This window comes from Pseudomonas spelaei, from assembly GCF_009724245.1.
GTDB lineage: Bacteria > Pseudomonadota > Gammaproteobacteria > Pseudomonadales > Pseudomonadaceae > Aquipseudomonas > Aquipseudomonas spelaei.
In genome coordinates this window covers 123,131-143,660 of record NZ_WNNK01000003.1, presented here as the reverse complement: position 1 = coordinate 143,660, position 20,530 = coordinate 123,131, and the positions used below count along the sequence as shown (strand labels likewise).

The 20,530-nt window shown below is 58.2% G+C and carries 18 protein-coding genes; 14 read left to right on the top strand and 4 right to left on the bottom strand.

What is annotated here, in order from left to right:
- Positions 1 to 133: 133 nt before the first annotated feature.
- The 4 genes from GNF76_RS04840 to GNF76_RS04825 form a co-directional block, all read right to left on the bottom strand.
- The gene (locus GNF76_RS04840; protein ID WP_155582038.1) at positions 134 to 763 is read right to left on the bottom strand and encodes a response regulator transcription factor; all 630 of its coding nucleotides are present in this window, start codon (positions 761 to 763) and stop codon (positions 134 to 136) included.
- A 339-nt stretch (positions 764 to 1,102) separates the two neighbouring features.
- Positions 1,103 to 2,950, bottom strand: coding sequence for a GldG family protein (locus tag GNF76_RS04835; RefSeq protein WP_155582037.1), 1,848 nt, complete (start codon positions 2,948 to 2,950; stop codon positions 1,103 to 1,105).
- Between the two features lie 10 nt (positions 2,951 to 2,960).
- The gene (locus GNF76_RS04830) at positions 2,961 to 3,695 is read right to left on the bottom strand and encodes an ABC transporter permease subunit (protein WP_155582036.1); all 735 of its coding nucleotides are present in this window, start codon (positions 3,693 to 3,695) and stop codon (positions 2,961 to 2,963) included.
- Entirely contained in the window at positions 3,692 to 4,615 is a 924-nt protein-coding gene (locus GNF76_RS04825) for an ABC transporter ATP-binding protein (protein ID WP_155582241.1), read from the bottom strand. The genes GNF76_RS04830 and GNF76_RS04825 overlap by 4 nt, the downstream gene beginning before the upstream one ends.
- 310 nt (positions 4,616 to 4,925) lie before the next feature.
- Between GNF76_RS04825 and GNF76_RS04820 the strand changes: the two genes are divergently transcribed.
- From GNF76_RS04820 to gspK, 14 genes are all read left to right on the top strand, one after another.
- Positions 4,926 to 5,888 (top strand): hypothetical protein, encoded by a 963-nt coding sequence (locus GNF76_RS04820; protein WP_155582035.1) that lies wholly within the window; start codon positions 4,926 to 4,928, stop codon positions 5,886 to 5,888.
- A 223-nt stretch (positions 5,889 to 6,111) separates the two neighbouring features.
- A complete protein-coding gene (locus GNF76_RS04815; RefSeq protein WP_155582034.1) occupies positions 6,112 to 6,738 on the top strand; it encodes a response regulator in 627 nt (208 codons plus the stop codon).
- 16 nt (positions 6,739 to 6,754) lie between these two features.
- Positions 6,755 to 10,336, top strand: a complete 3,582-nt coding sequence (locus GNF76_RS04810) for an ATP-binding protein (RefSeq protein ID WP_155582033.1) — start codon at positions 6,755 to 6,757, stop codon at positions 10,334 to 10,336.
- 232 nt (positions 10,337 to 10,568) lie between these two features.
- Positions 10,569 to 12,059 carry an N-acetylglucosamine-binding protein GbpA gene (gene gbpA, locus GNF76_RS04805; RefSeq protein ID WP_155582032.1) on the top strand — a complete coding sequence of 497 codons (1,491 nt, stop codon included), beginning with the start codon at positions 10,569 to 10,571 and terminating at the stop codon, positions 12,057 to 12,059.
- Positions 12,060 to 12,122: 63 nt separating this feature from the next.
- Entirely contained in the window at positions 12,123 to 12,644 is a 522-nt protein-coding gene (locus GNF76_RS04800; RefSeq protein WP_155582031.1) for a cytochrome b, read from the top strand.
- Complete coding sequence (locus GNF76_RS04795) at positions 12,641 to 13,189, top strand: type II secretion system protein N (protein WP_155582030.1); 549 nt, start codon at positions 12,641 to 12,643, stop codon at positions 13,187 to 13,189. The genes GNF76_RS04800 and GNF76_RS04795 overlap by 4 nt, the downstream gene beginning before the upstream one ends.
- Entirely contained in the window at positions 13,186 to 15,087 is a 1,902-nt protein-coding gene (gene gspD, locus GNF76_RS04790; protein WP_155582029.1) for a type II secretion system secretin GspD, read from the top strand. The genes GNF76_RS04795 and gspD overlap by 4 nt, the downstream gene beginning before the upstream one ends.
- A complete protein-coding gene (gene gspE / locus GNF76_RS04785) occupies positions 15,084 to 16,568 on the top strand; it encodes a type II secretion system ATPase GspE (RefSeq protein ID WP_155582028.1) in 1,485 nt (494 codons plus the stop codon). The genes gspD and gspE overlap by 4 nt, the downstream gene beginning before the upstream one ends.
- A gap of 2 nt (positions 16,569 to 16,570) precedes the next feature.
- Positions 16,571 to 17,785: a type II secretion system inner membrane protein GspF gene (gene gspF / locus GNF76_RS04780; protein WP_178123180.1), complete on the top strand. Its 1,215-nt coding sequence runs from the start codon at positions 16,571 to 16,573 to the stop codon at positions 17,783 to 17,785.
- A gap of 12 nt (positions 17,786 to 17,797) precedes the next feature.
- Positions 17,798 to 18,232 (top strand): type II secretion system major pseudopilin GspG, encoded by a 435-nt coding sequence (gene gspG / locus GNF76_RS04775; protein ID WP_155582027.1) that lies wholly within the window; start codon positions 17,798 to 17,800, stop codon positions 18,230 to 18,232.
- A 1-nt stretch (position 18,233) separates the two neighbouring features.
- The gene (gene gspH / locus GNF76_RS04770; protein ID WP_178123179.1) at positions 18,234 to 18,704 is read left to right on the top strand and encodes a type II secretion system minor pseudopilin GspH; all 471 of its coding nucleotides are present in this window, start codon (positions 18,234 to 18,236) and stop codon (positions 18,702 to 18,704) included.
- Positions 18,688 to 19,062, top strand: coding sequence for a type II secretion system minor pseudopilin GspI (gene gspI / locus GNF76_RS04765; RefSeq protein ID WP_155582025.1), 375 nt, complete (start codon positions 18,688 to 18,690; stop codon positions 19,060 to 19,062). Before gspH ends, gspI begins: the two co-directional genes overlap by 17 nt.
- Positions 19,059 to 19,661 (top strand): type II secretion system minor pseudopilin GspJ, encoded by a 603-nt coding sequence (gene gspJ, locus GNF76_RS04760; RefSeq protein ID WP_155582024.1) that lies wholly within the window; start codon positions 19,059 to 19,061, stop codon positions 19,659 to 19,661. The genes gspI and gspJ overlap by 4 nt, the downstream gene beginning before the upstream one ends.
- On the top strand, positions 19,654 to 20,526 hold the full coding sequence (gene gspK, locus GNF76_RS04755; protein WP_155582023.1) for a type II secretion system minor pseudopilin GspK: 873 nt from the start codon (positions 19,654 to 19,656) through the stop codon (positions 20,524 to 20,526). Before gspJ ends, gspK begins: the two co-directional genes overlap by 8 nt.
- Positions 20,527 to 20,530 lie beyond the last annotated feature (4 nt).

The following is a 20,530-nucleotide window of genomic DNA, read 5'->3' as shown; positions in this document are numbered from 1 at the left end:
TGCCTGATGTTATCCAAATGCTGCCAGGTCGAATGTCAGCAGGCTACTTACACCCCCAAGGACTTATCGGAAGATCACACCGAACGGTCTGATCACTTGCCAATCAGGGAAAGGAAGTCGTATCTGGCTACGATCACGCAACGCCGTTGCGCTTGGCCAACTCAACCAGGGCCACGAGGTTGGGTGTATTGAGCTTTCTCTGCAAGCGAACTTTATAAGTGCTCACGGTCTTGTGGCTGATGATCAGGGTCTCGGCGATTTCCTGGTTGCCAAGTCCTTGGGCAAGCAGCTTCAACACGGTAATTTCACGATCGGAAAGCTGTGCAATGAGGGTGCCTTCCTGGTTGGCCGCCTGGACGTTTTCCCGCAGCATGAAAATAGTGTCCTCGGGGAAATAGGAGTACCCCGACAGCACGGCCTTGACCGCCCCCACCAACTCATCCAGGTTATCGTCCTTGCAGATGAATCCCGCCGCTCCAGCCTGCAGGCAGCGCATGGCGAAATTACGCGAGTCACCCGAGGTCAGGATCAGGACTTTCACCGCCAGACCGATGGACTTGAGGTGGGAAATCACCGCAAAACCATCCATATTGGGAATACTGAGGTCGAGGATGATCAGGTCAGGCAGAAGCTTGCGCACGATCTCCAGCGCATCCGAGCCATTATCTACTTCGGCCATGATCGTATGGCCTTCTTTCTCCAGCATCATCCTGACCGCCAAACGGATCAGGGGATGATCATCAACGATAACGATGCTTCCCATGTGCAGCCTTCCCTAAAAAATCGATGCCTGATTGTCTACAAATGTAGAAGGCGCAGTCCGAAGCCCTGATACTTCCAGTACAGAGTACTTCCCTCCCCCTCACGACCGCATACGACTATAAGGGCCAGACGGATCCTCGCCCAGAAGAATAAACCTGGTGTGTAATGCCACCATGTTTAATCGTCCGGTAGATTAACGTCTGTATTGGATTTCTGGAGAGCGGGAAAAATCTTACCCAAATAACCACCGGGAAAGAACTGCACATTTCCACATACCCACCCAGACAAAGCGAACCCCGGCATCAGATACATCCTACAGACGCCCACCCAACCCCCAACGCTAGCGACACAGGCTCCTCTTCTGGCGAACACGCCGAATGCCCCAGACCATCAGCATGCACAAGGTCAGCAGCAGCGGTACCAGGATGATGTTGACCACCTTCAACAGCCCCCCCAACGCATCAATATCAACATTTAATTGATACTGCACCTCACGCAGCTGCTGACGTATGCGCATTTTTTCCTGCTCGAACTGACGAATCGCCGCCTGCTGCTGCGCATCAGGCGCCTGGGTTTTGTCTACTCTCAGCTCTTGCAATTGGGCCAGCTTGCGCTCGGTCTCATCGAGGCGCCGTTGAAGGGCCGACTGCTTTTCCCTGAAACTCGCTTCGGCCTTACGCTGCATTTGCTCTACTACAGTAAAGGGACGGCTGTAGCGACCACGAGAGCGGAGGCTATTGAGGGCATCCGATCCACTCAGGTTATCCAATGCATTGATTACAAAGGACGCATTATCCGTCCAGGGTTGCGGTATGGGGCGCCCGTTGAAGTCTTGAATGTGCAGCCACATCCGGTCACTCAACAGGTCAGTATCGGCCACCACAATCACGTTGATCTGCTGCGTCTGCTTGAGGCCGTCTCGATGACCGTCGATGCCATCGGCAAATGCCGACCTCGCAGGCCCTTGAATTCGCGCCGCCGTGACATACCGCTGACTATGAAGCGGGAATTCCTGCATCAGCCGATCGAGGTCAACGGTCTTTTCGAAGCGGATGACGTCCAATGGCATTGCGTAATCCGAGCTGTGCATCAGCGGTGTAAATCGCGTGGTAGCACCTTCTATCGGCTCGATTATTCCGACAGTGCTCAGACTGATGCTTTCCAGTCCGGATGTGCTCGGATCATCCCGACTCAACGCTGCCTGCGGCAATTCGAGGGTGAAGGGTCGGGGAATCGGGCGCCGTCCTTCTCCTGCACTATCGAACAGCGCATAGGAACCGTCCGCCAGGAGCTTGCCCGGCTGCATCTGCACGCCCCAGGCCTTGAACAACGGCGCCAGGTCCGAGGACTTGTCCTTGCTGGTAATCCCGAAATGTTCCGCACCGGGATCCTGTTCGCTCAGCGGGTCGACAAAGGCCAGCAACTTACCGCCGCGCAGCACGAATTGATCGATGGCGTACAGCGTCGACTGCGTCAATTTCTGGGGATGCACGAGCATCAGCACAGTGATCTCAGGCGGTATCTGCGCAACGTCGCTCATCAACTCTCGAAGTTCGAACTCCCGACGAATTTCCTGGATCAGCACCCAAGGCTCGATCTTGCGCTGTCTGCTCATATCGAAGCCACCATTGACCGGCAAGGTGGAGAGCAGCCCCACCACCGGCCGCTTTGGTTGAGCCAGGGTCTGTATCAGTCGGCTGATGTCGTACTCAAGCCGCTCTTCCTGCTCCAGGGGAAAGAACGGGATCACTTGGGCATTGTTGTGTGAATCGGTACCGACCAGACCGAAATAAACCGGCGCCACGCCCTGCCTCAGTGGCATCGCCTGAAGGCCGAACCCGTTCGCCCGATCCTCCTCATCGGAAAATGGCTGTGGGTCAATGATGTGCAGACGAAGCTTACCCCCGGCCTCACGCTCATAGGCCTTGAGCAGCTCCTCGACACGTAAGGCGTAACCGCGCAGTGGTACCAGCTCCTTCGAACCACTGTTGGAATAGAAGAAGTACAGGTCAATGGGCTTTTCCAGGCCAGAGAGAATCTGCCGGGTACCGGGGCTTATGGAGTAAAGCTTGTGCTCGGTCAGATCCAGACGAACACCCGTGAGCCACTTACCAACCCCGATATTGAACACCAGGAACAATAAAGCAACCACCAACAGGCCGGCTCCGGAATACATCACACGCTTCATGGATTCTTCCTTATTCGGCTTTCTTCAGATTGACGGCTACGGCGGTGGCCGCCAGCCAGGCCATGATCACGCTGACGAAATAGAGCAGATCACGCAGATCGATCACCCCCTTGCTGATTGCATCGAAACGGGTCAGGAAACTCAGCGAGGCCAGCAGATCCAACAGCCATTGCGGTACCCAAGGATTAAGAGCGTCCAGCAGGGGTGGAAAACCACAAGCGATAAACAGCAGGCACACCACCGCCGCAAGAATCAACGCGATGACCTGGCTCTTCGCCAATGCCGACATGCAGGAACCAATTGCCAGATAGGCCCCGGCGAGTAACCAACTGCCCAAATAACCGGTGAGAATCGCGCCATTGTCTGGGTCCCCTAGATAATTCACGGTGAACACCATGGGCACCGTCAGAATCAAGCTGATGCCGGCTACAACCCATGCCGCGAGAAACTTGCCGAGCACCGCATCGAAGCAGGAAACCGGCAGGGTCATCAGCAACTCTATGCTGCCGGACTTGCGCTCCTCGGCCCACAGACGCATGGCCAACGCCGGAATCAGGAAAAGATACAGCCAGGGATGAATGCCGAAGAAAGGCGCCAGATCCGCCTGATTACGCTCATAGAACTCGCCTGCGTAAAACGTGAAGATGCCGGACAGGACCAGAAATATCTCGATGAACACATAGGCCAACGGCGAGGTAAAGTAGCTGGCCAACTCACGCTTGAAGATCACTGGCAGCTGCTTCATGCCGTCTCTCCTCGGGTCAGGCTACGGAAGACCTCATCGAGGCGCCCCTGCTCCAGCTCCAATCTGTTCAGGCGCCAGCCCCGAGCAGCCACGAGCGCATTGATCTGAGGAAAAATGACCGCGCCTGGACGGGCCAGCACCGTGAGGCTCTGCTCTTCCCTGTTCTCTTCGACCCCGGCGACGCCTGGCAGCACGGCCAAGGCCAGCAAGTCCAACGGACCGTCAGCCTGCACAGTAACGGCCTGGTGATAACGAGAGCGACTTTGTAACTCGGCGGGTGACTCATCCGCCAAGACCCGGCCATTGCTGATGATCAAGGCCCGCTGGCAAATAGCCGAGACCTCTTCGAGGATATGTGTCGAGATAATGACCGTCTTGTCCCGTCCCAGCCCCTGGATTAGCTCACGAACCTGATGCTTCTGGTTCGGGTCAAGCCCGTCGGTGGGCTCATCGAGAATCAACACCTTGGGGTCATGCAGGATCGCTTGAGCCAATCCAACCCGACGCGTAAACCCCTTGGAAAGTGCTTCAATAGGCTGCCTGTAAACGCCTCCCAGTTCGAGCAGATCTATCGCCCGGTCCACGCGCTCACGCTTCTCTGCTCCACGGTAACCGCGAATGCTGGCAATGAACTCGAGAAAACTCTGGACCCGCATGCCGTCATAACAGGGGGCGCCTTCCGGCAAATAACCCATTTGGCGCTGAGCCAGAAGCCTCTGTTTGCGAATATCAAACCCGAGAATGCTCGCTGTGCCAGACGTCGGCGCAAGGAAGCCTGTCAGCATTTTCATTGTGGTGGACTTTCCGGCACCGTTTGGCCCCAGAACGCCCAGAATTTCTCCGGGACCGATGTGCAGCGACAGATCGTCCACAGCTATATGCCCGGAGAAACGCTTGGTGAGTTTGGATATTTCGATCATGGCTTCCGAATTCAGCAAAAAAGACCGTGATAATTGAGCTGCTAACACCGGCTCATTCATCAGAGGACGAAACGAATATTCATGCTCAGGACCACTTTTAGAGCAAATGGTGATCACGCCACGAACCATTCTGGCTAAGCCTGAAACAATAAACATTACAGCCGGTGCTCACCGGACGGATCAGTCGCCATCAGATAAATCCTGATAACTTTAAGATTTATCAGAATCAATGCCAGCAATGACTTAAAGCCTGAAAGTTAAATCCTTCGTATTCTTCCAGGTATATTATTTTTGACTTCATGGTGCCCACATGCTGGTACGAACCCTTTCCATCAAACACGATGAGCAGAACGTCTTGACGGCGGCGCTGCTGTTCGGTTTTGCGATTCCGGAACTCAACCGAAACTTCCTCGCCTACAGCCTGAACGAGGACGTTGATGACACTAACTCCCGGGTTTATCTCGTCTCTTTGCATAAAAAGGCCGATGGTTTCAGTCTGCACGCCCTGACGTCTGATGCGGACTGGCAAGGGGCGGCACAGGCGTTCAGACAAATCCTGCGAGAAGCCGTCACGGGGGAAACCGGTATGCCCCATGCGTCCTTCTACCTCTTGGACCTGGGTGAACAGACAGTGACCTCAGCAGTCATCAACGAGCATCGCACCCTGAACGTCGCAAAAGACTGGATTGTTAAATTATTCAATTTCCAACCCTCGGCCTCCTTGGGCCCGGCCCTTGAAACAGCTGTACCCGCTAAACCGGGTGAGACCGAAACCCATCCGGAACAACTTGGTCCGAAACCCAACTTCCACGGGCCTGCAGACGCCTCGTCCTCTGACCTGGCGTCTTTCAATCACGATACTGAAACCCAGGAATCAGGCGATGATGAGTCAGTATTTCAGGGTCTTGGCGCCGAGAGCTTTCTAACTGAAGTGCAAACGACGCTTGATGATTTTTCTGAACTGGCAGAAAAGTTGACGGCCCAAGAAAGCCAACGTCAGATTCAACAGGAAACGTTGGCATCCAGAGAGTTACAACTGCAAGACAGAGAACTTTTGTTCAATCAGAAAAAAGAAGCGTTGCTGCAAGACCTAAAAAATTATAGTGAACAGCAACTGCAACAAAACACACGGCAATCTGAATTGGATCTGCGTGAAAAAGCGTTGCAACGCAAGGCGATGGAGTTATCGATCAATCTGAAAAAACTGGGGGAGGCAAAAAACAAGCTCAGCATCATTCTCAAGGCTCTGCCATTCGACTCAAGCAAAACCTAGATTGCTCTGAGAGGTTACGTGTACGCGCCATCCTCCCTCGGGGTCCGACACCCGTTTGCGCCCCATGCCCACTTGACCGCGTTTCGCCCGAAAAACACGGGTGCTTCATGGCAAAGACAGATAAAATTACTCTGTAAACAATAGATTAGAGCAACACTTACAACTGTTCCGCTTAACGTTATGCACTCGATCATAGCTACACAACGACAGGGCTCCACCACAGATGCAAAAGAAAGTTATCGTTGTCGATGATCACGTGCTGACGCTCATAGGCATCCGCGCCTTGCTCAATGGCGACCGAACGCTGCAAATTGTCGGCGAAGCGCAGGACGTCGAAGGGCTGTTCGAGTTACTGACCCAACAACACTGTGAGCTGATCATTACCGATCTGATGATGCCCAACAGCCAACAGGCTGATGGTACCCGTCTGATCGAGCAGTTGCGCCGACACCACCCCGATGTCGCGATCATCGTGGTGACAATGCTCAATAACCCAGTGCTGCTCGCCTCTATCCTGAAACTAGGGGTTCAGGGGCTGATCAGCAAACGAGGGTTACAAGGTGACCTGAACATGGCGATTCGAGCCAGCCGGGCTAAACCCTTCATATCCCCTTCCATCAGGTACCTGCTCAACCCAGACCAGTCAATGGCCCGGAACGAACAGCTATCCCCTCGCGAAGCAGAAGTATTGCGCCTATACGGCACAGGGCTTTCGATCAGTGAAATAGCCCTGAACCTGAATCGCTCCAAACAGACCATCAGCAACCAGAAGAGCAGCGCCATGCGCAAACTGGGTCTGGATAACAACGCCGGCTTATACCAGTTTATCCAGGAAGTCGGGCTGACTTGAGCACCAAGATCCCCATATGTCTACGATTCTAGCGGGCGCGCAACGGCTGATTGTCTGGATCGCGCTCCTGCTGCTGATCAGTGCATTTCCCCTAAATGCCGCTGAGCCCATGCCATCGACTCATAGCCTGCCCCTGGCTACTCTGACGGCCATGCGCCAGACGCTACCCGCACGCCCGCTACTTGTCGCCGAGGTAAGCATTTCCAACGAACATCCAGAGCCCCATGGCAACGATATCCTCAACCAGATCACCAACGATTACCTGGAACATATCAGCCAGTTTCTCGAGCTGCCTATTCAGCGAGTGCACTATCCCTCAGTGAACAGTGCCATCGCCGCACTGGCCGCTGGGGACGTCGACGTGGTACCGCGCGCCACCGAATACGAAAAGAGACAATCCGGTCTCGTCTACAGCACACCCTACTTGGACAACGAACCGATCATCGTCGGCCGCATCAGTGACAGCGATCTCCCTCCTGACCTGGCAGGCAAGCGAGTGTTGGTTCCAGCCTACTATGTACGGACAGAAACGGTCAGCAGGGCCTACCCCCACGCGGAAATAGTCGAGACCAAAAGCATTGTCGAAGGCCTGCAACGCCTGTCCGATGGCGAGGCTGATGCACTGATTGGCGATCAACTGCGCACCCACTTCTACATGCACAGCCTGTCGGCGCTAAAACTGCAGAACAAGTATGTCGCCAACCTGCCGGCCATGGGTTTCAGCTTCGCCGTGCGCAAGACTGAACCCAATTTAGTGATCCTGATCAACACCTCACTGAAGACCATATCCAGGGCTAGAAAACAACAAATTCTCCACCTCTGGGAACGGTCGCCATCGCTAGTCGCAGCGGCGTACTCCTTCGCACTGGACAGCGAAGAAGACACCTTATTGAAACAACTCCCGTCCCTGAACCTGATCGCCAGTGAAGTGCCCAACTACCTGTACCACGACGCCAACGGCCAGTGGGCGGGGCTCGTCTTCAATGTGTTGCGCAGCCTGGCGGATGCCTATCGACTGCCACTGAATATCATCGACAGTCAATCGCCAGAAATCGACCAGCGGAGCCTGGAAAACGACGAGGCACAAATAGCCCTGTCACTGACGATTACCCCAGCCCGACAAAAGAACCTGTTATTCAGTGATGGCTTCGGCACCGTACACTGGACATTCATCACCCGCACTGCCGCCAGCTCCCCAAGCTCATTGGAGGCTATGGCTGGCAGACGTCTGGCCCTCCCGGCCAGACACCCCCTGCGCTCGCTGCTCGAGAGCCGCTACCCGACGATCGAACTGGTACTCACCGACGACTACATTCAGGCGGTGCATCTGGTCGAACAGGGCATAGTCGACGCCACCCTGAACAGCACCTCCGATGCCCACCAATTGAACAACCCCAAGCTGCGGGCCGGCAAACAGTTCCAGGCTCAACCCGAGCCCTTGGTGTTCGCCGTATCAGCTAACCACCCCGAGCTCCTGAGTATCCTCAACAAGCTGCTGCAGTCGGTGAAAAACGCCGACGAGAACCAGGATCGCCTGAGCATTCTGTCGTGGACCGCCGCCGAAGGCTCGCTCTGGGACTACCTGCCGAACTGGGTGTGGCAGGCCACTACGTTAGTCCTCGTACTGGTGGTGCTGTCACTGCACTGGAACTGGCGACTACGGATTCAGGTCCGCAAGCGTCGTACTGCGCAAAATCAGCTCAAGGACCAACTGGCCTTTCAGTTCGCCTTGCTCAACGGCTTGCCCATTCCCCTCTACGTACGCGACCTGCAAGGTCGCCTGAGCACCTGCAACCGCGCCTATGAGAAGTTCTTCGGCAAATCCCTCGGCGAAATACGCGGCACCACACCACAAGAGCAAGGCATCGCGCCGCCCGCACTCGCCCTGGAGTTGGAGGAACAACATCAACGGCTGCTGGATAACCGCCAGTCGCAGTTTCTCGACAGCGTGATCGAAGTCGACGGCCAAACCCACCATATCTATCAATGGTTGGTGCCCTTCTATACTGCGCTCGGCAAGCAACAGGGTCTGTTGGGCGGCTGGATCGACATCAGCGTGCGCAAGCACCTGGAAATCAAACTGCTCGAAGCCCAACAGCAGGCACTGCAAGCCAGTGCAGCAAAAAGCCAGTTTCTCGCGACCATGAGCCATGAATTGCGCACCCCGTTGAATGCCGTGGTTGGTCTGCTGGAGCTAGAGACCAGCGGCTCGCTCTCGCCCTCACAAAACCTGTGCATCGCACAGCAGTCGGCGAAATCGATGATTGATATGATCGGTAATATTCTTGATCTGGATAAAGTCGAGACAGGCCAGATGGAGCTGGCACCAAGCCCCACCGCACTCGACCAACTGCTGACGAACTGTCTTGAGTTGTTTGCCGCACAAGCCCGGGAAAAACACCTGGAGTTGAAACTGGAATGCAGCCTGGACCCTCAGCGGCGCTATCAAGTAGATGCCATGCGCTTGACGCAAACTCTTCATAATCTGTTATCCAACGCCCTGAAATTCACGGCCCAAGGACGGGTCGAACTGACGGTCCAGGAACTGGAGTCAGCCCCTCGCCAGAGCCGGCTGATATTCCAGGTCAACGACACCGGCATCGGTATCGCAGAGGAATTTCAGTCGCAGATTTTCGCGCCGTACCAACAAGCTCATGCCGAGATATCTCATCTGCATGGTGGCTCCGGCCTGGGGTTGAGCATCTGCAAACAACTGGTCGAACTGATGGGTGGCAACATCCGGCTCGTCAGTGCTCCAGGCCAGGGTTGCCGGGTCAGTTTCGAACTGAAACTGCCATGGCAACTGGTCGAAGACGAATCGCAACATATCCCTCAAGGACTCGTGACTGCTGCCGCGCTGAATGTGCTGATCGTCGACGACGTGTCCACCAACGGCGTAGTGCTCGAGCAACAACTGCTTAGGCTCGGTCATCGAGGAACCTATGTTTGCAGCGGCGAGGCCGCGTTGCAGGCCTGGGAAAAAGGTCGCTTCGATGTCCTGATCGCCGATTGCAACATGCCGGAAATGGACGGCTACGCCCTCACCCGCAACGTGCGCGCGGCCGAGCAGGCGCGCGGACTGGCCAGGTTGCCGATAATTGGCTATACCGCCCGCGCCCTGGCGGGTGAAAAACAACGCTGTCAGGCGGCAGGAATGGACGACCTGATGATCAAGCCCATCATCCTTGAGCGGCTGCATGAAATTCTCGACGGACTGAATCTACTTGGCGCCCCCGTCGCGGCCCTGCGCGAGCTACCGCCTGACGAAATGGCGCCCCCAACGTTCGATGTCTCTCAATTGCAAGGCTTCCAGGAAGATCCGCGCCTCAAAGAGCGGCTGCTCCGGGAGCTTCGCTCGAACCTGGAGCAAGAGCGCGATCTGCTGAGCGCACCACTGCCCACCACGCCGGATTTCCTCGAACAGTTGGTCCACCGGGTCAGCGGTCTGGCCTGCATTATCGACTCGCCGACACTCATGCGGGCCTGCCTCAATCTTCAACTCGCCGCCCAACAGGGTGCGCAAAACCTGGATGCGCAACACGCGGATCTGCTGTCCGTCATTGAACGGATGCTGCGCGACATCGAACGGCACAGCTGACCCGCTGCAAGCGGCCCTGGACAGCTTCTACCTCACCTCGTTGAAACACCTTTCCCTCCCTGCTCCCGACTTTCGTACTCGTATCATACAAAGTCACAGCTGTGCTCGGCATCCTAGGCACCCTTCGATACCGGACGCTGCTGGCCACGGGAAACCTTGGCTACGTCAAAGGGGTATCCGACATCGAAGCCTTCAACAAAGCTATTTCATATCCCTATATCAAGGTGACTCGATGCTTCATAACACCCGCGCCAGCGCCATGCGCAAGCTACCGTTGGCCATTACCCTCGGCCTGGTTTCGTTGGCCACGCAACAAGCCTTTGCTCACGGCTATGTCGAAAGTCCAAAGTCCCGCGCCTTCATGTGTTCCTCGACCGGGGGCAGCCTTAACCGTGATTGCGGTGCCGTCACTTATGAACCGCAAAGTGTCGAGTACTCGCCATCGGTCAACCACCACTACCCAAATCAGTACTGCGCGGGTGACTTCACCCAGTGCGGACCGGCAAACGGCACCATTGCAGCTGGCGGCATCAACAGTTTCGCCCAGCTCAACGAGCAATCGGTGACACGCTGGCAGAAAACCACAGTCAAGCCAGGTATGAACGAATTCACCTGGCACTACGCCGCCGGTCACGCCAGCGCCTACTACCAGTTCTACATCACCAAAAAGGACTGGAACCCGAACCAGCCGCTGACCCGCGACGCCTTCGAACTCAAACCGCTGCTCAATGAAAACGCTGGCGGCGTGCGTCCGCCTGCCGGCGGCAAGACGCAGCACAAAGTCAATATTCCTGCCGACCACAGCGGCTATCACGTGATGCTGGCTACCTGGAAGATCGCCGACACGGCGGCCACCTTCTACCAGGTCATTGACCTGAATATCGACAACGACGGTGCACCGATTCCCGATTGGAAAATCCTCGGGGCGGTCCAGCCAGAGCCACTGCATGTCGGTGACAAGGTCAGCACCCGTGTGTTCACCAGCGCCGGGGAGCAGCAGAACCGCCAGACACGCTTGAACATCGATACCGAAGAACAGGCCCAGGCCAACACCTGGCCGTTCCTGTTGGCGCAAAAGGTCAACAAGGCCAATGCGGGTTACGTCATGGGCGAACTCAACGCCAATAACGAAGTAGTCCCCAACTACGGCAAAAACACCATGTACGCCAAAAACAACAGCGACGTGGTGAGCGTGGAGATTCAGAAAGAGCAGCCGAGTATCCCTGGCGAGCTGAAACTTTCCGGCTTGCAGGCCGAGTACACCCTGAAAGACAACGCCGCCGACCTGCACTTCAACGCCATCGCCCAGGGCGGCAAGTACACCATCAGCTCTACCGTCTACAACGACAAGAACGAAAGCATCGCCTACCAGCAGGCAGAGCCTGGCAACAACACACCACACTTTTCCATCCCTCTGCGTAATGTGAACGACGGTGGGTATGACGTGGTAGTAGTCGCCAAACCGGAAAAAGGAGAACTGCTGCAACAAACCCATCACTTCACCCTGAAAGCCGAAGATGCCAACAGCGGCGACTACGACTTTATCTTTCCTAAAGGCCTGAGCGGCTACAAGGCGGGTACCAAAGTCCTGGCCAAAGACGGCAACGTCTATGAGTGCAAGCCGTTTCCTTACAGCGGCTACTGCATCCAGTGGAACGCAGGCGCCACTCAGTTTGAACCTGGCGTTGGTAGCAACTGGCAGGACGCTTGGATCCGCAAGTAATCCATAACCTGACCAACCGCAGCGTGGTGCCTCGCCACCACGCTGCGGGCCTAGGGAATCGACATGAGCCACCCTCACTACTCAAAACCACGCAGACTGCTGCACTGGATTTTCGCCGCCGTTGTCCTTTGGGCAACCATCAGCGGTTACGCCAGTGCCCTGCTACAGCCACCGCCGTCGGTCAAACAAGTCCTCGCGTTTATCAACGTATCGCTGACCACCCTGTTGGTACCGCTGTTCGCCCTGCGGCTACTCTACCTTGTACTTCATCCCGCTCCAGCGGCTCCCGCTCATCAGAGCCCGCGTGAACGCCTCCTGGTGCACGCCGGGCACGCCGCACTGTTGATCACCCTTGGCACGGCGCTGCTCAGCGGCGTGCTAATGATGTCGCGACCGATCGATGTATTCGGCCTGCTCATCCCTCAACCCTTACAGAACCTGACGGCCATCCTCTTCTTCGAGGAGCTTCACCACTACAGCTGCGTAGCCCTGGCGCTGCTAGTGGCAGGCCATATCGCCGCGGTGATCATCCATCAGTTGCGCGGACATGGCGTGCTCGGACGCATGCTGCCGAAACAACCATGAATGCCATTTTTTCAATGTGGCGACGCTGGCCCAGGCAACACTGTCTGCTGCCCGTCAGCCTGATCGCCCTTTGTCTTTGGCTGACCTGGCTAGGCCTCAACAGCTGGACCTACCAGCAAACGGCGACAGGCCAACTGGCGCCGACGACGGTGCCGCTCAGCACCGCAAAACGGCTGCCCGCGCCGCTGGACAACCACAACATCGCCAGGGTTTTCGGGGCCCTGCCGATCGAACTAGACAGCTCGCAATCAAGCCATCCGTTGATCTTGCTTGCCAGCTTGCTGGGCAACCAGCCCGAGCAATCCAGGGCCCTGATCCAACATACCAACAGCCGGGCTTTTTACTCCCAGGGAGAACGCCTGCCCGACGGCTCACTGCTCAAGAGCGTCAGCGCCGATCAGGTCGTGATAGTGCGTAACGGTCGTGAACAGAATCTGCTTCTGCCCAGGCGCCCGATGCGCCTGCTCAGCCCCCAGGCAACCCCACCGGAGGTCGTCGACCGAAATGCCACGACCCTTCTGCACGCCATAGAGAACACACCATGAAACTGCCAAAAATTGCAGGCGCCGTGCTCGGCTTCAGCCTCCTGTTGCACGCCATGCCCAGCTCCGCGACGCTCACCACTCAGAGCCTGTGGACGTTGAACATGAAAGACGCCGAACTACGCGACCTGGTCAGCGAAGTCGGTGAAATCACCGGAAAAACCCTGGTGGTCGATGACCGGCTTCAAGGCAAGGTCAGCGTGCAATCGTCCAAGGCCCTGGACAAGGACGGTATCTACTCGCTGTTCCTCAGCGTATTGCGTAGCCAGGGCTTCGTCGCCCTGGATCAAGGCGATCGAGTGCTGATCATGCCGGCGGTCGAAGCCAAGACCAAATCCAGTCAGCACTCTGGCGATGAATTCGTCACCCGAGTCCTCGACTTGCGCAACGCCAACGCCGCAGAAGTCTCCGGCGTGGTCCGCCCGCTGGTGGGCGATGACGCCTATGTCGCCCCCTCGGCCAGCTCTAACGCACTGGTGGTCTCCGACAGCGCCAGCAACGTCGAACGTATCCGCCAGGTGGTTAACGAGCTGGACCAGGCCGGCAACCGCTCGTTCAGCACCGTTGTCCTCAAACACGCCTGGGCCAACGATGTGGCGCGAGTCCTGAACGAAAGTATCAGCCAGAATGGCAATGGCCCCAGCCAGGCGAAGGCCGTGGGCGACGCCCGTAGCAACCGGGTGATCCTCGCAGGCCCGGCACAGGCCCGCCAACACATGGCCGACCTGGTCAAGACCCTCGACGTACCGAGCAATGCCAATGACAGCGCACGCGTGGTGCGCCTGCATCACAGCGATGCCAAACAGCTGGCGAAGCTGCTCAACGGCATTGGCAAGCGCATGGAAGACGGTAATCGCGGTGGTGGCGACAGCAAAGGTAGCGGCAGCTCGATACTCGTGAGCGCAGACGAGAGCCAGAATGCCCTAGTGCTGATGGCCGACCCGGCGCAACTGAGCATGCTCAATAAAGTCATCACCCAACTGGACCAACCACGGGCCCAGGTGCTGGTCGAGGCAGCCATCGTCGAAGTCAGTGGCGACATCAACGAAGCCCTAGGCGTGCAATGGGCGGCGCGCGCGGGCAACGTCGCCGGTGGTACCAACTTCAGTGGCACCGGCCTGTCGATCGGTACGCTGCTGAGTCAGGACAAAGACAAGAACGCCGCCCTGCCGGACGGCGCCATCATTGGTATCGGTTCGAGCAATTTCGGTGCGCTGGTCACGGCCCTCTCCAGCGACTCCAAGAACAACCTGCTGTCTACCCCAAGCCTACTGACGCTGGACAACGAAGCCGCGGAAATCCTCGTGGGCCAGAACGTGCCCTTCCAGACCGGCTCCTACACCACCGATACCGCTGGGGCCAGCAACCCCTTCACCACCGTGGAACGTCAGGATGTCGGGGTCACCCTCAAAGTGACGCCGCATATCAACGAGGGTAATACCCTACGCCTGAAGGTCGAACAGGAAAGCTCGGAACTCGCCAGCGCCCCACCCGGCATCACCACCAGTGACGTGATTACCAACAAGCGCTCGGTGAAAAGCACCATCCTCGCCGATGACGGACAAATCATCGTTCTGGGAGGACTGATCAAGGACAACGTCAAGACCCAAGTCAGCAAAGTGCCCGTGCTGGGTAGTATCCCGTGGCTCGGCAGGCTGTTTACCAGTACCAAGGACATCACCGAGAAGACCAACCTGATGATCTTTCTGCGTCCGACCCTGGTCCGCGGCAGTGTGGATGCCGCTAATGTCAGTGATCGCAAGTACAACGACCTGCGCAAGCTTCGAGCAACCGGGGATAGCCACAACAGCCTGGCATTGCCAACCGACTCACGACAATTGTTCGACGCCGCGCCGCAAGATTCGGCCATCGATATGCGCGTCAAAGAGCCGCGCCAATGAATCAGGTCACTCGCCTGCCCTTTGGCTTCGCCAAACGCCATGGCGTACTACTGGAGCACCAGGAACATGGCCTGCAGCTCTATTTCCGTGGCGACACACCGTTGGAGACTCTCACCGAAATCCGGCGCTGCCATGGCCCTCTCCTGGGCTGCCAGATACTCGATGGTGATCGCTTCGCCGAGCTACTGGCCGAGCAATATCGCGACGGCCGCAATGACGCCATGCAGATGGCCGAAGGGCTTGGCGACCAGATTGCCGGCCAAAACGACCTCGCCAGCCTGGCCGAACTGCTGCCACAGATCACTGACCTGCTGGAGCAGGAAGACGATGCCCCAATCATTCGCCTGATCAACGCGATTCTGGGCGAGGCAGTAAAGCTCAAGGCCTCGGATATCCACCTGGAAACCTTCGAGGAGCATCTCTCTGTGCGCCTGCGGGTCGACGGCCTGCTGCGCGAGGTATTGCGACCGCGTCGGGAGCTGGCAGGCCTGCTGGTGTCACGAATCAAGGTCATGTCCAAACTCGACATTGCGGAGAAGCGCATCCCCCAGGACGGACGCATTGCCCTGCGTATCGGCAGCCACGAAGTGGATGTACGGGTGTCCACGCTGCCTTCGGCCTATGGAGAACGGGTGGTCATGCGCTTGCTCGACAAACAGGCCGGGCGGCTGAACCTGGCACGACTGGGAATGGCCGAAGCGATCCGCGCCAAACTGGAAGACGCCCTGTTGCGCCCCCACGGGATCCTGCTGGTCACCGGCCCGACCGGCTCCGGTAAAACCACCACGCTCTATGCCGGACTGAGCAGCCTGAACAATCAAACGCGCAATATCCTGACCATCGAAGACCCGGTGGAGTACCACCTCGCAGGTATCGGCCAGACACAGGTCAACACCAAGGTCGACATGACCTTCGCCCGTGGCCTGCGCGCCATATTGCGCCAGGACCCGGACGTGGTCATGGTCGGGGAAATTCGCGACCGGGAAACCGCCGACATTGCCGTACAGGCCTCCCTCACCGGTCACTTGGTGCTGTCCACCCTGCACACCAACAGTGCTATCGGCGCCGTCACCCGCCTGCTGGATATGGGCATCGAATCCTTTCTGCTCTGCACCTCGCTGCTCGGTGTGGTCGCACAGCGCTTGGTGCGGGTGCTCTGCAGCGATTGCAAGAAGGCTGCCGTGGCCGACGCCGCCGCCTGCTGCCAACTGAACTTCGATCCGCAACAGCCGCCAGTCCTGTATCAGCCCATCGGCTGCCCGGCCTGCCAGAACAGCGGTTATCGCGGCCGCCAGGGCATCTACGAACTGGTGCTGTTCGACGAGCCACTGCGCCAACTGATCCACGAAGGGGCCGGCGAGGCTGCCTTGACCCACTACGCGCGCCAGCATGCCGACAGCCTGTTCGCCGACGGCCGGAACAAGGTCCTGGAAGGGGTCACCAGCGTCGAAGAACTGCTGCGCGTCACCCGGGAGCACTGACTGTGGCCGCCTACGAATACCTCGCTATGTGCAACGCCGGGCGCAAGACCCGCGGTGTGCAAGAAGCCGACAGCGCCAGGCAGGTCCGCCAGTGGCTGCGCGAGCGCAACCTGATCGCCCTGCAGGTCAAACCTGCTCGAGGGCAACAGGATCGATCAGGCACCACGCTGACCAGCGGGCAAAGCCTCAGCCCGGCCAAGTTGGCCTTGCTGACCCGTCAACTCGCGACCCTGGTCCAAGCAGCCTTGCCGTTGGAAGAAGTGCTGGCTGCCGTCGCCGCACAATGCAGCAAGCGTGCACAACAAAGCATGATGCTAGCGATCCGTGCACGGGTCCTGGAAGGACATGACCTCGCGCGGGCCATGGCCGAATACCCGCGAGCCTTCGCGTCTATGTACCGGGCCACAGTGGCTGCCGGCGAGCGCGCCGGCCATCTGGCTCAAGTCCTGATGCAACTGGCAGACTACACCGAAGCCCGACACGCCGCCCGCCAGCAGCTTCAGTTGGCCATGCTGTACCCGAGCATCCTGCTGCTGGCGGCCTTCGGCATCGTCGGCTTCTTGCTCAGTTTCGTCGTCCCGGATGTGGTCAAGGTCTTCATCGACAGCGGCCAACAACTGCCGCTGCTCACGCGCGGCCTGATCGCCACCAGCGACTTCGCCCGGGACTACGGCCTGCTACTGCTCCTGACCCTTGCCAGCGGTGTCGCCAGCCTGCGACTCGCCTTGCGCAAACCCGCGCTCGCCCTGCGCTGGCACCGAATGCAGCTGATATTGCCGGTGGTCGGACGTGTCATCCAGGCCAGCAACAGCACGCGTTTTGTCAGCACCCTGGCGATTCTCGGACACAGCGGAGTGCCGTTGGTGGATGCGCTGGAAATCTCCGCCGAAGTAGTCGCCAACCAGCAGATTCGTATTCGTATGAAAGACGTGGCCCGCGCGGTACGCGAAGGTAGCGGGCTGACCCGGGCCCTGGAACAGAGCGGCGACTTCCCGCCGATGATGCTTTACATGATCGCCAGCGGCGAACGCTCAGGCGAATTGGACAGCATGCTTGAACGCGCCGCCCACCAGCAGCAGACCCAGCTGTCCCACGGTATCGCCATGCTGGTCGGCTTGTTTGAGCCGGCCATGTTGGTCTTCATGGGAGCCAGCGTACTTGTCATCGTCCTGGCGATCCTGATGCCCATTCTCAACCTCAACCAACTCATCACCTGAAAGGCACACAGTATGCAAACCCCCTCCCGCCAACGTGGCTTCACCTTGATCGAAATCATGGTGGTCGTGGTGATTCTCGGTGTCCTGGCCGCCCTGGTCGTTCCGCAGATCATGAGCCGGCCGGAGCAGGCCAAGATTACCGCCACCCGCAGCGATATCAAGGCGATAGCCACGGCCCTGGAAATCTACAAGCTCGACAACCATCGCTACCCCACGACCCAGCAGGGCCTGGAGGCCCTGGTAAAAAAACCGACCGGCCTGTCGTCGGCACTCAATTGGAACCCCGACGGCTACCTCAAACGCCTGCCCAAGGACCCGTGGGGTAATCCCTATCAGTTTCTAACGCCTGGCCGCGAAGGCTCGGCCTACGACCTGTACTCGTTCGGTGCCGACGGCCGCAGCGGCGGCGATGGAACCAATGCCGACATCGGCAACTGGGAGCCTTGAAGTGCGCAAGCCAATGGCCGGTTTCTCTCTGCTGGAGCTACTCGTAGTCATACTGATCATCGGCTTGATGGCCGGCCTCGTCGGGCTGGTACAGAATGACTCGGGGGGGCAAAAGGCCCGGCGCGAGGCTGAACGCCTGCGCAACCTCATCGGTGTGCTGCGCGAAGACGCCGTGCTGAATAACGTCAGCCACGGTCTGCGCCTGGAGCCGACCCACTATGCGGTCCTCAGCCTGGACCTTCGTGGCCAATGGCAACCGGACAAACGCTTCACCGAACACCGGGTACCTGACGAGCTACGCCTGAATCTGCATGAGCCACCGCCACAAAGCCAGAGCCAAGAGCCGCAATTGTGGATGCTGCCCAGCGAGCAGATGTCGCCTTTCAGCCTGTTGTTCGAGTACCGTCAGCAACCCCTGCTGTCACTGTCCAGCGACGGTGTCGAGGAGGTGCGTCTTGCCCCTGCGCAATGAACAAGCAGGTTTCACCCTGCTCGAAGTGATGGTCGCCCTGGCGATATTCGCCACGCTGTCCCTAGCGCTCTACAGCGCCACCGAGCACCTTATCGGCAATAACGGAGGCCTAAGCGAACGTACCCTGGCGCGATGGCTGGCGGACAATCGCCTGAACGAACTACGCGCAGGCATACGCCAACCCGACAGCCAACGGCAGGAGCCGATGCGCTTCGCCGGCCGCGACTGGCTGCTGACCAGCGAGATGGCCACGGCACCCGACCCGCGCCTACTCAAAATCACCATTGAAGTCTTCACCGGCGGTGACAGTTCACGGCAACGTGCGCGTCTGGTGGGTTTCATCGAGGCGCGCCCATGAGCTGCAAACAGCGTGGCTTTACCCTCCTCGAAGTGCTGATCGCTATGGCACTGTTCAGTCTGCTCGGCTTGGCTTGCTATCAACTGCTGGAGCGCATGATGCATACCGACCAGCGAATTCATCAGCACGAACTACAACTACGCCGTCTGCAGCGCGCCGTCGGTATCTTCGAGCGGGACCTGACCCAGGCTATCTCCTATCCGGTCAACGGCAGCTCGGCGCGCAACGCACTGATTGGCGAGCCTGAGCGGATTCAGTGGGTGCGTGGCGGCTGGAGCAATCCACTGCAGCAGGCGCGCAACGATTTGCTGCTGGTCAACCATCGCTGGGACGACGGCCAATGGCGACGAGAGTACCGCAGCCCGATCGACAGTCCTGTCCTGTCCGGGAGCACCACACAACAGTTGCTGCTCGATGGCGTCAGGCTCGAACGTCTGCGTTACATTGATGCGCAGGGTCAGGCGCATCTCAAATGGCCCGTTGGCCATGCTCCGCTGAGCTTGCCTCAGGCCATTGAACTGGAATTTGACGCCCCCGGGTATCCGGGCCTGCGGCGGGTGATCCTGCTGCCGGGATTCAAGGGGCAGGACAATGGTTAAGGTCTATAAACAACGGGGCATTGCGCTGATCAGCGTATTATTGATCACCTCACTCGCCACGCTGATCGTCAGTGACATGCTCGCCCGCCAGCGCCTGAGCCTGATCAGCAGCTCCAACCAGATGTCGCAACAGCAACTGTGGCAACTGGCGCTCAGCGGCGAAGCTTGGGCGCGTGGGCAACTGCGCGACGACTGGCGCGACGCACCGGAACCCAAGCGGATGCATCTGGGTCAACGCTGGGCACAGAGTACGCCGACCTTCGACATCGACGGCGCACGTATACACATCCGGGTGCAAGACCTCAGTGCACGTTTCAACCTCAATACCCTGCGTACGCCCAATGATCGTATCAGCCGCGCCCGCTATCAACGCTTGCTGATGGAACTCGCCCTGCCGTCGCACGATCCAGGACGCCTGCCGTTGTCACGGGGTTTTGACGGCAAGCCCTTGGCCTGGAACGACAGCAGCGAACTGATGCGTCTGGAGTCCGTCGACGCAGCCGTTATGGCGCGCCTGCGCCCCTGGGTCAGAACCACACCGGGCGGGCTGAATCTCAATACCGCCACCCCTGAGCAGTTGGCCAGTCTCGGTCAGCTCGACCTGACTCAAGCCAGCGCCCTGGTGCAAACACGCCCCACCGATGGCTATACCAGCGTCCAGGAGTTTCTCGAAACGCCCTTGCTGAAACACCACGAGATCAATGCCCAAGGGCTCGATGTCAGTAGCCGACATTTTCAGGCGGTGCTGGATGTCGAGTTGGGTGACCGTCAACTGCGCCTGATCAGCCGACTGCGCATCGAGCCGGACGGTCAGGTCAGCGTACTACAGCGCAGTCTGACCGCCCCTTTCCCTTTTCCGGAGTAACTGC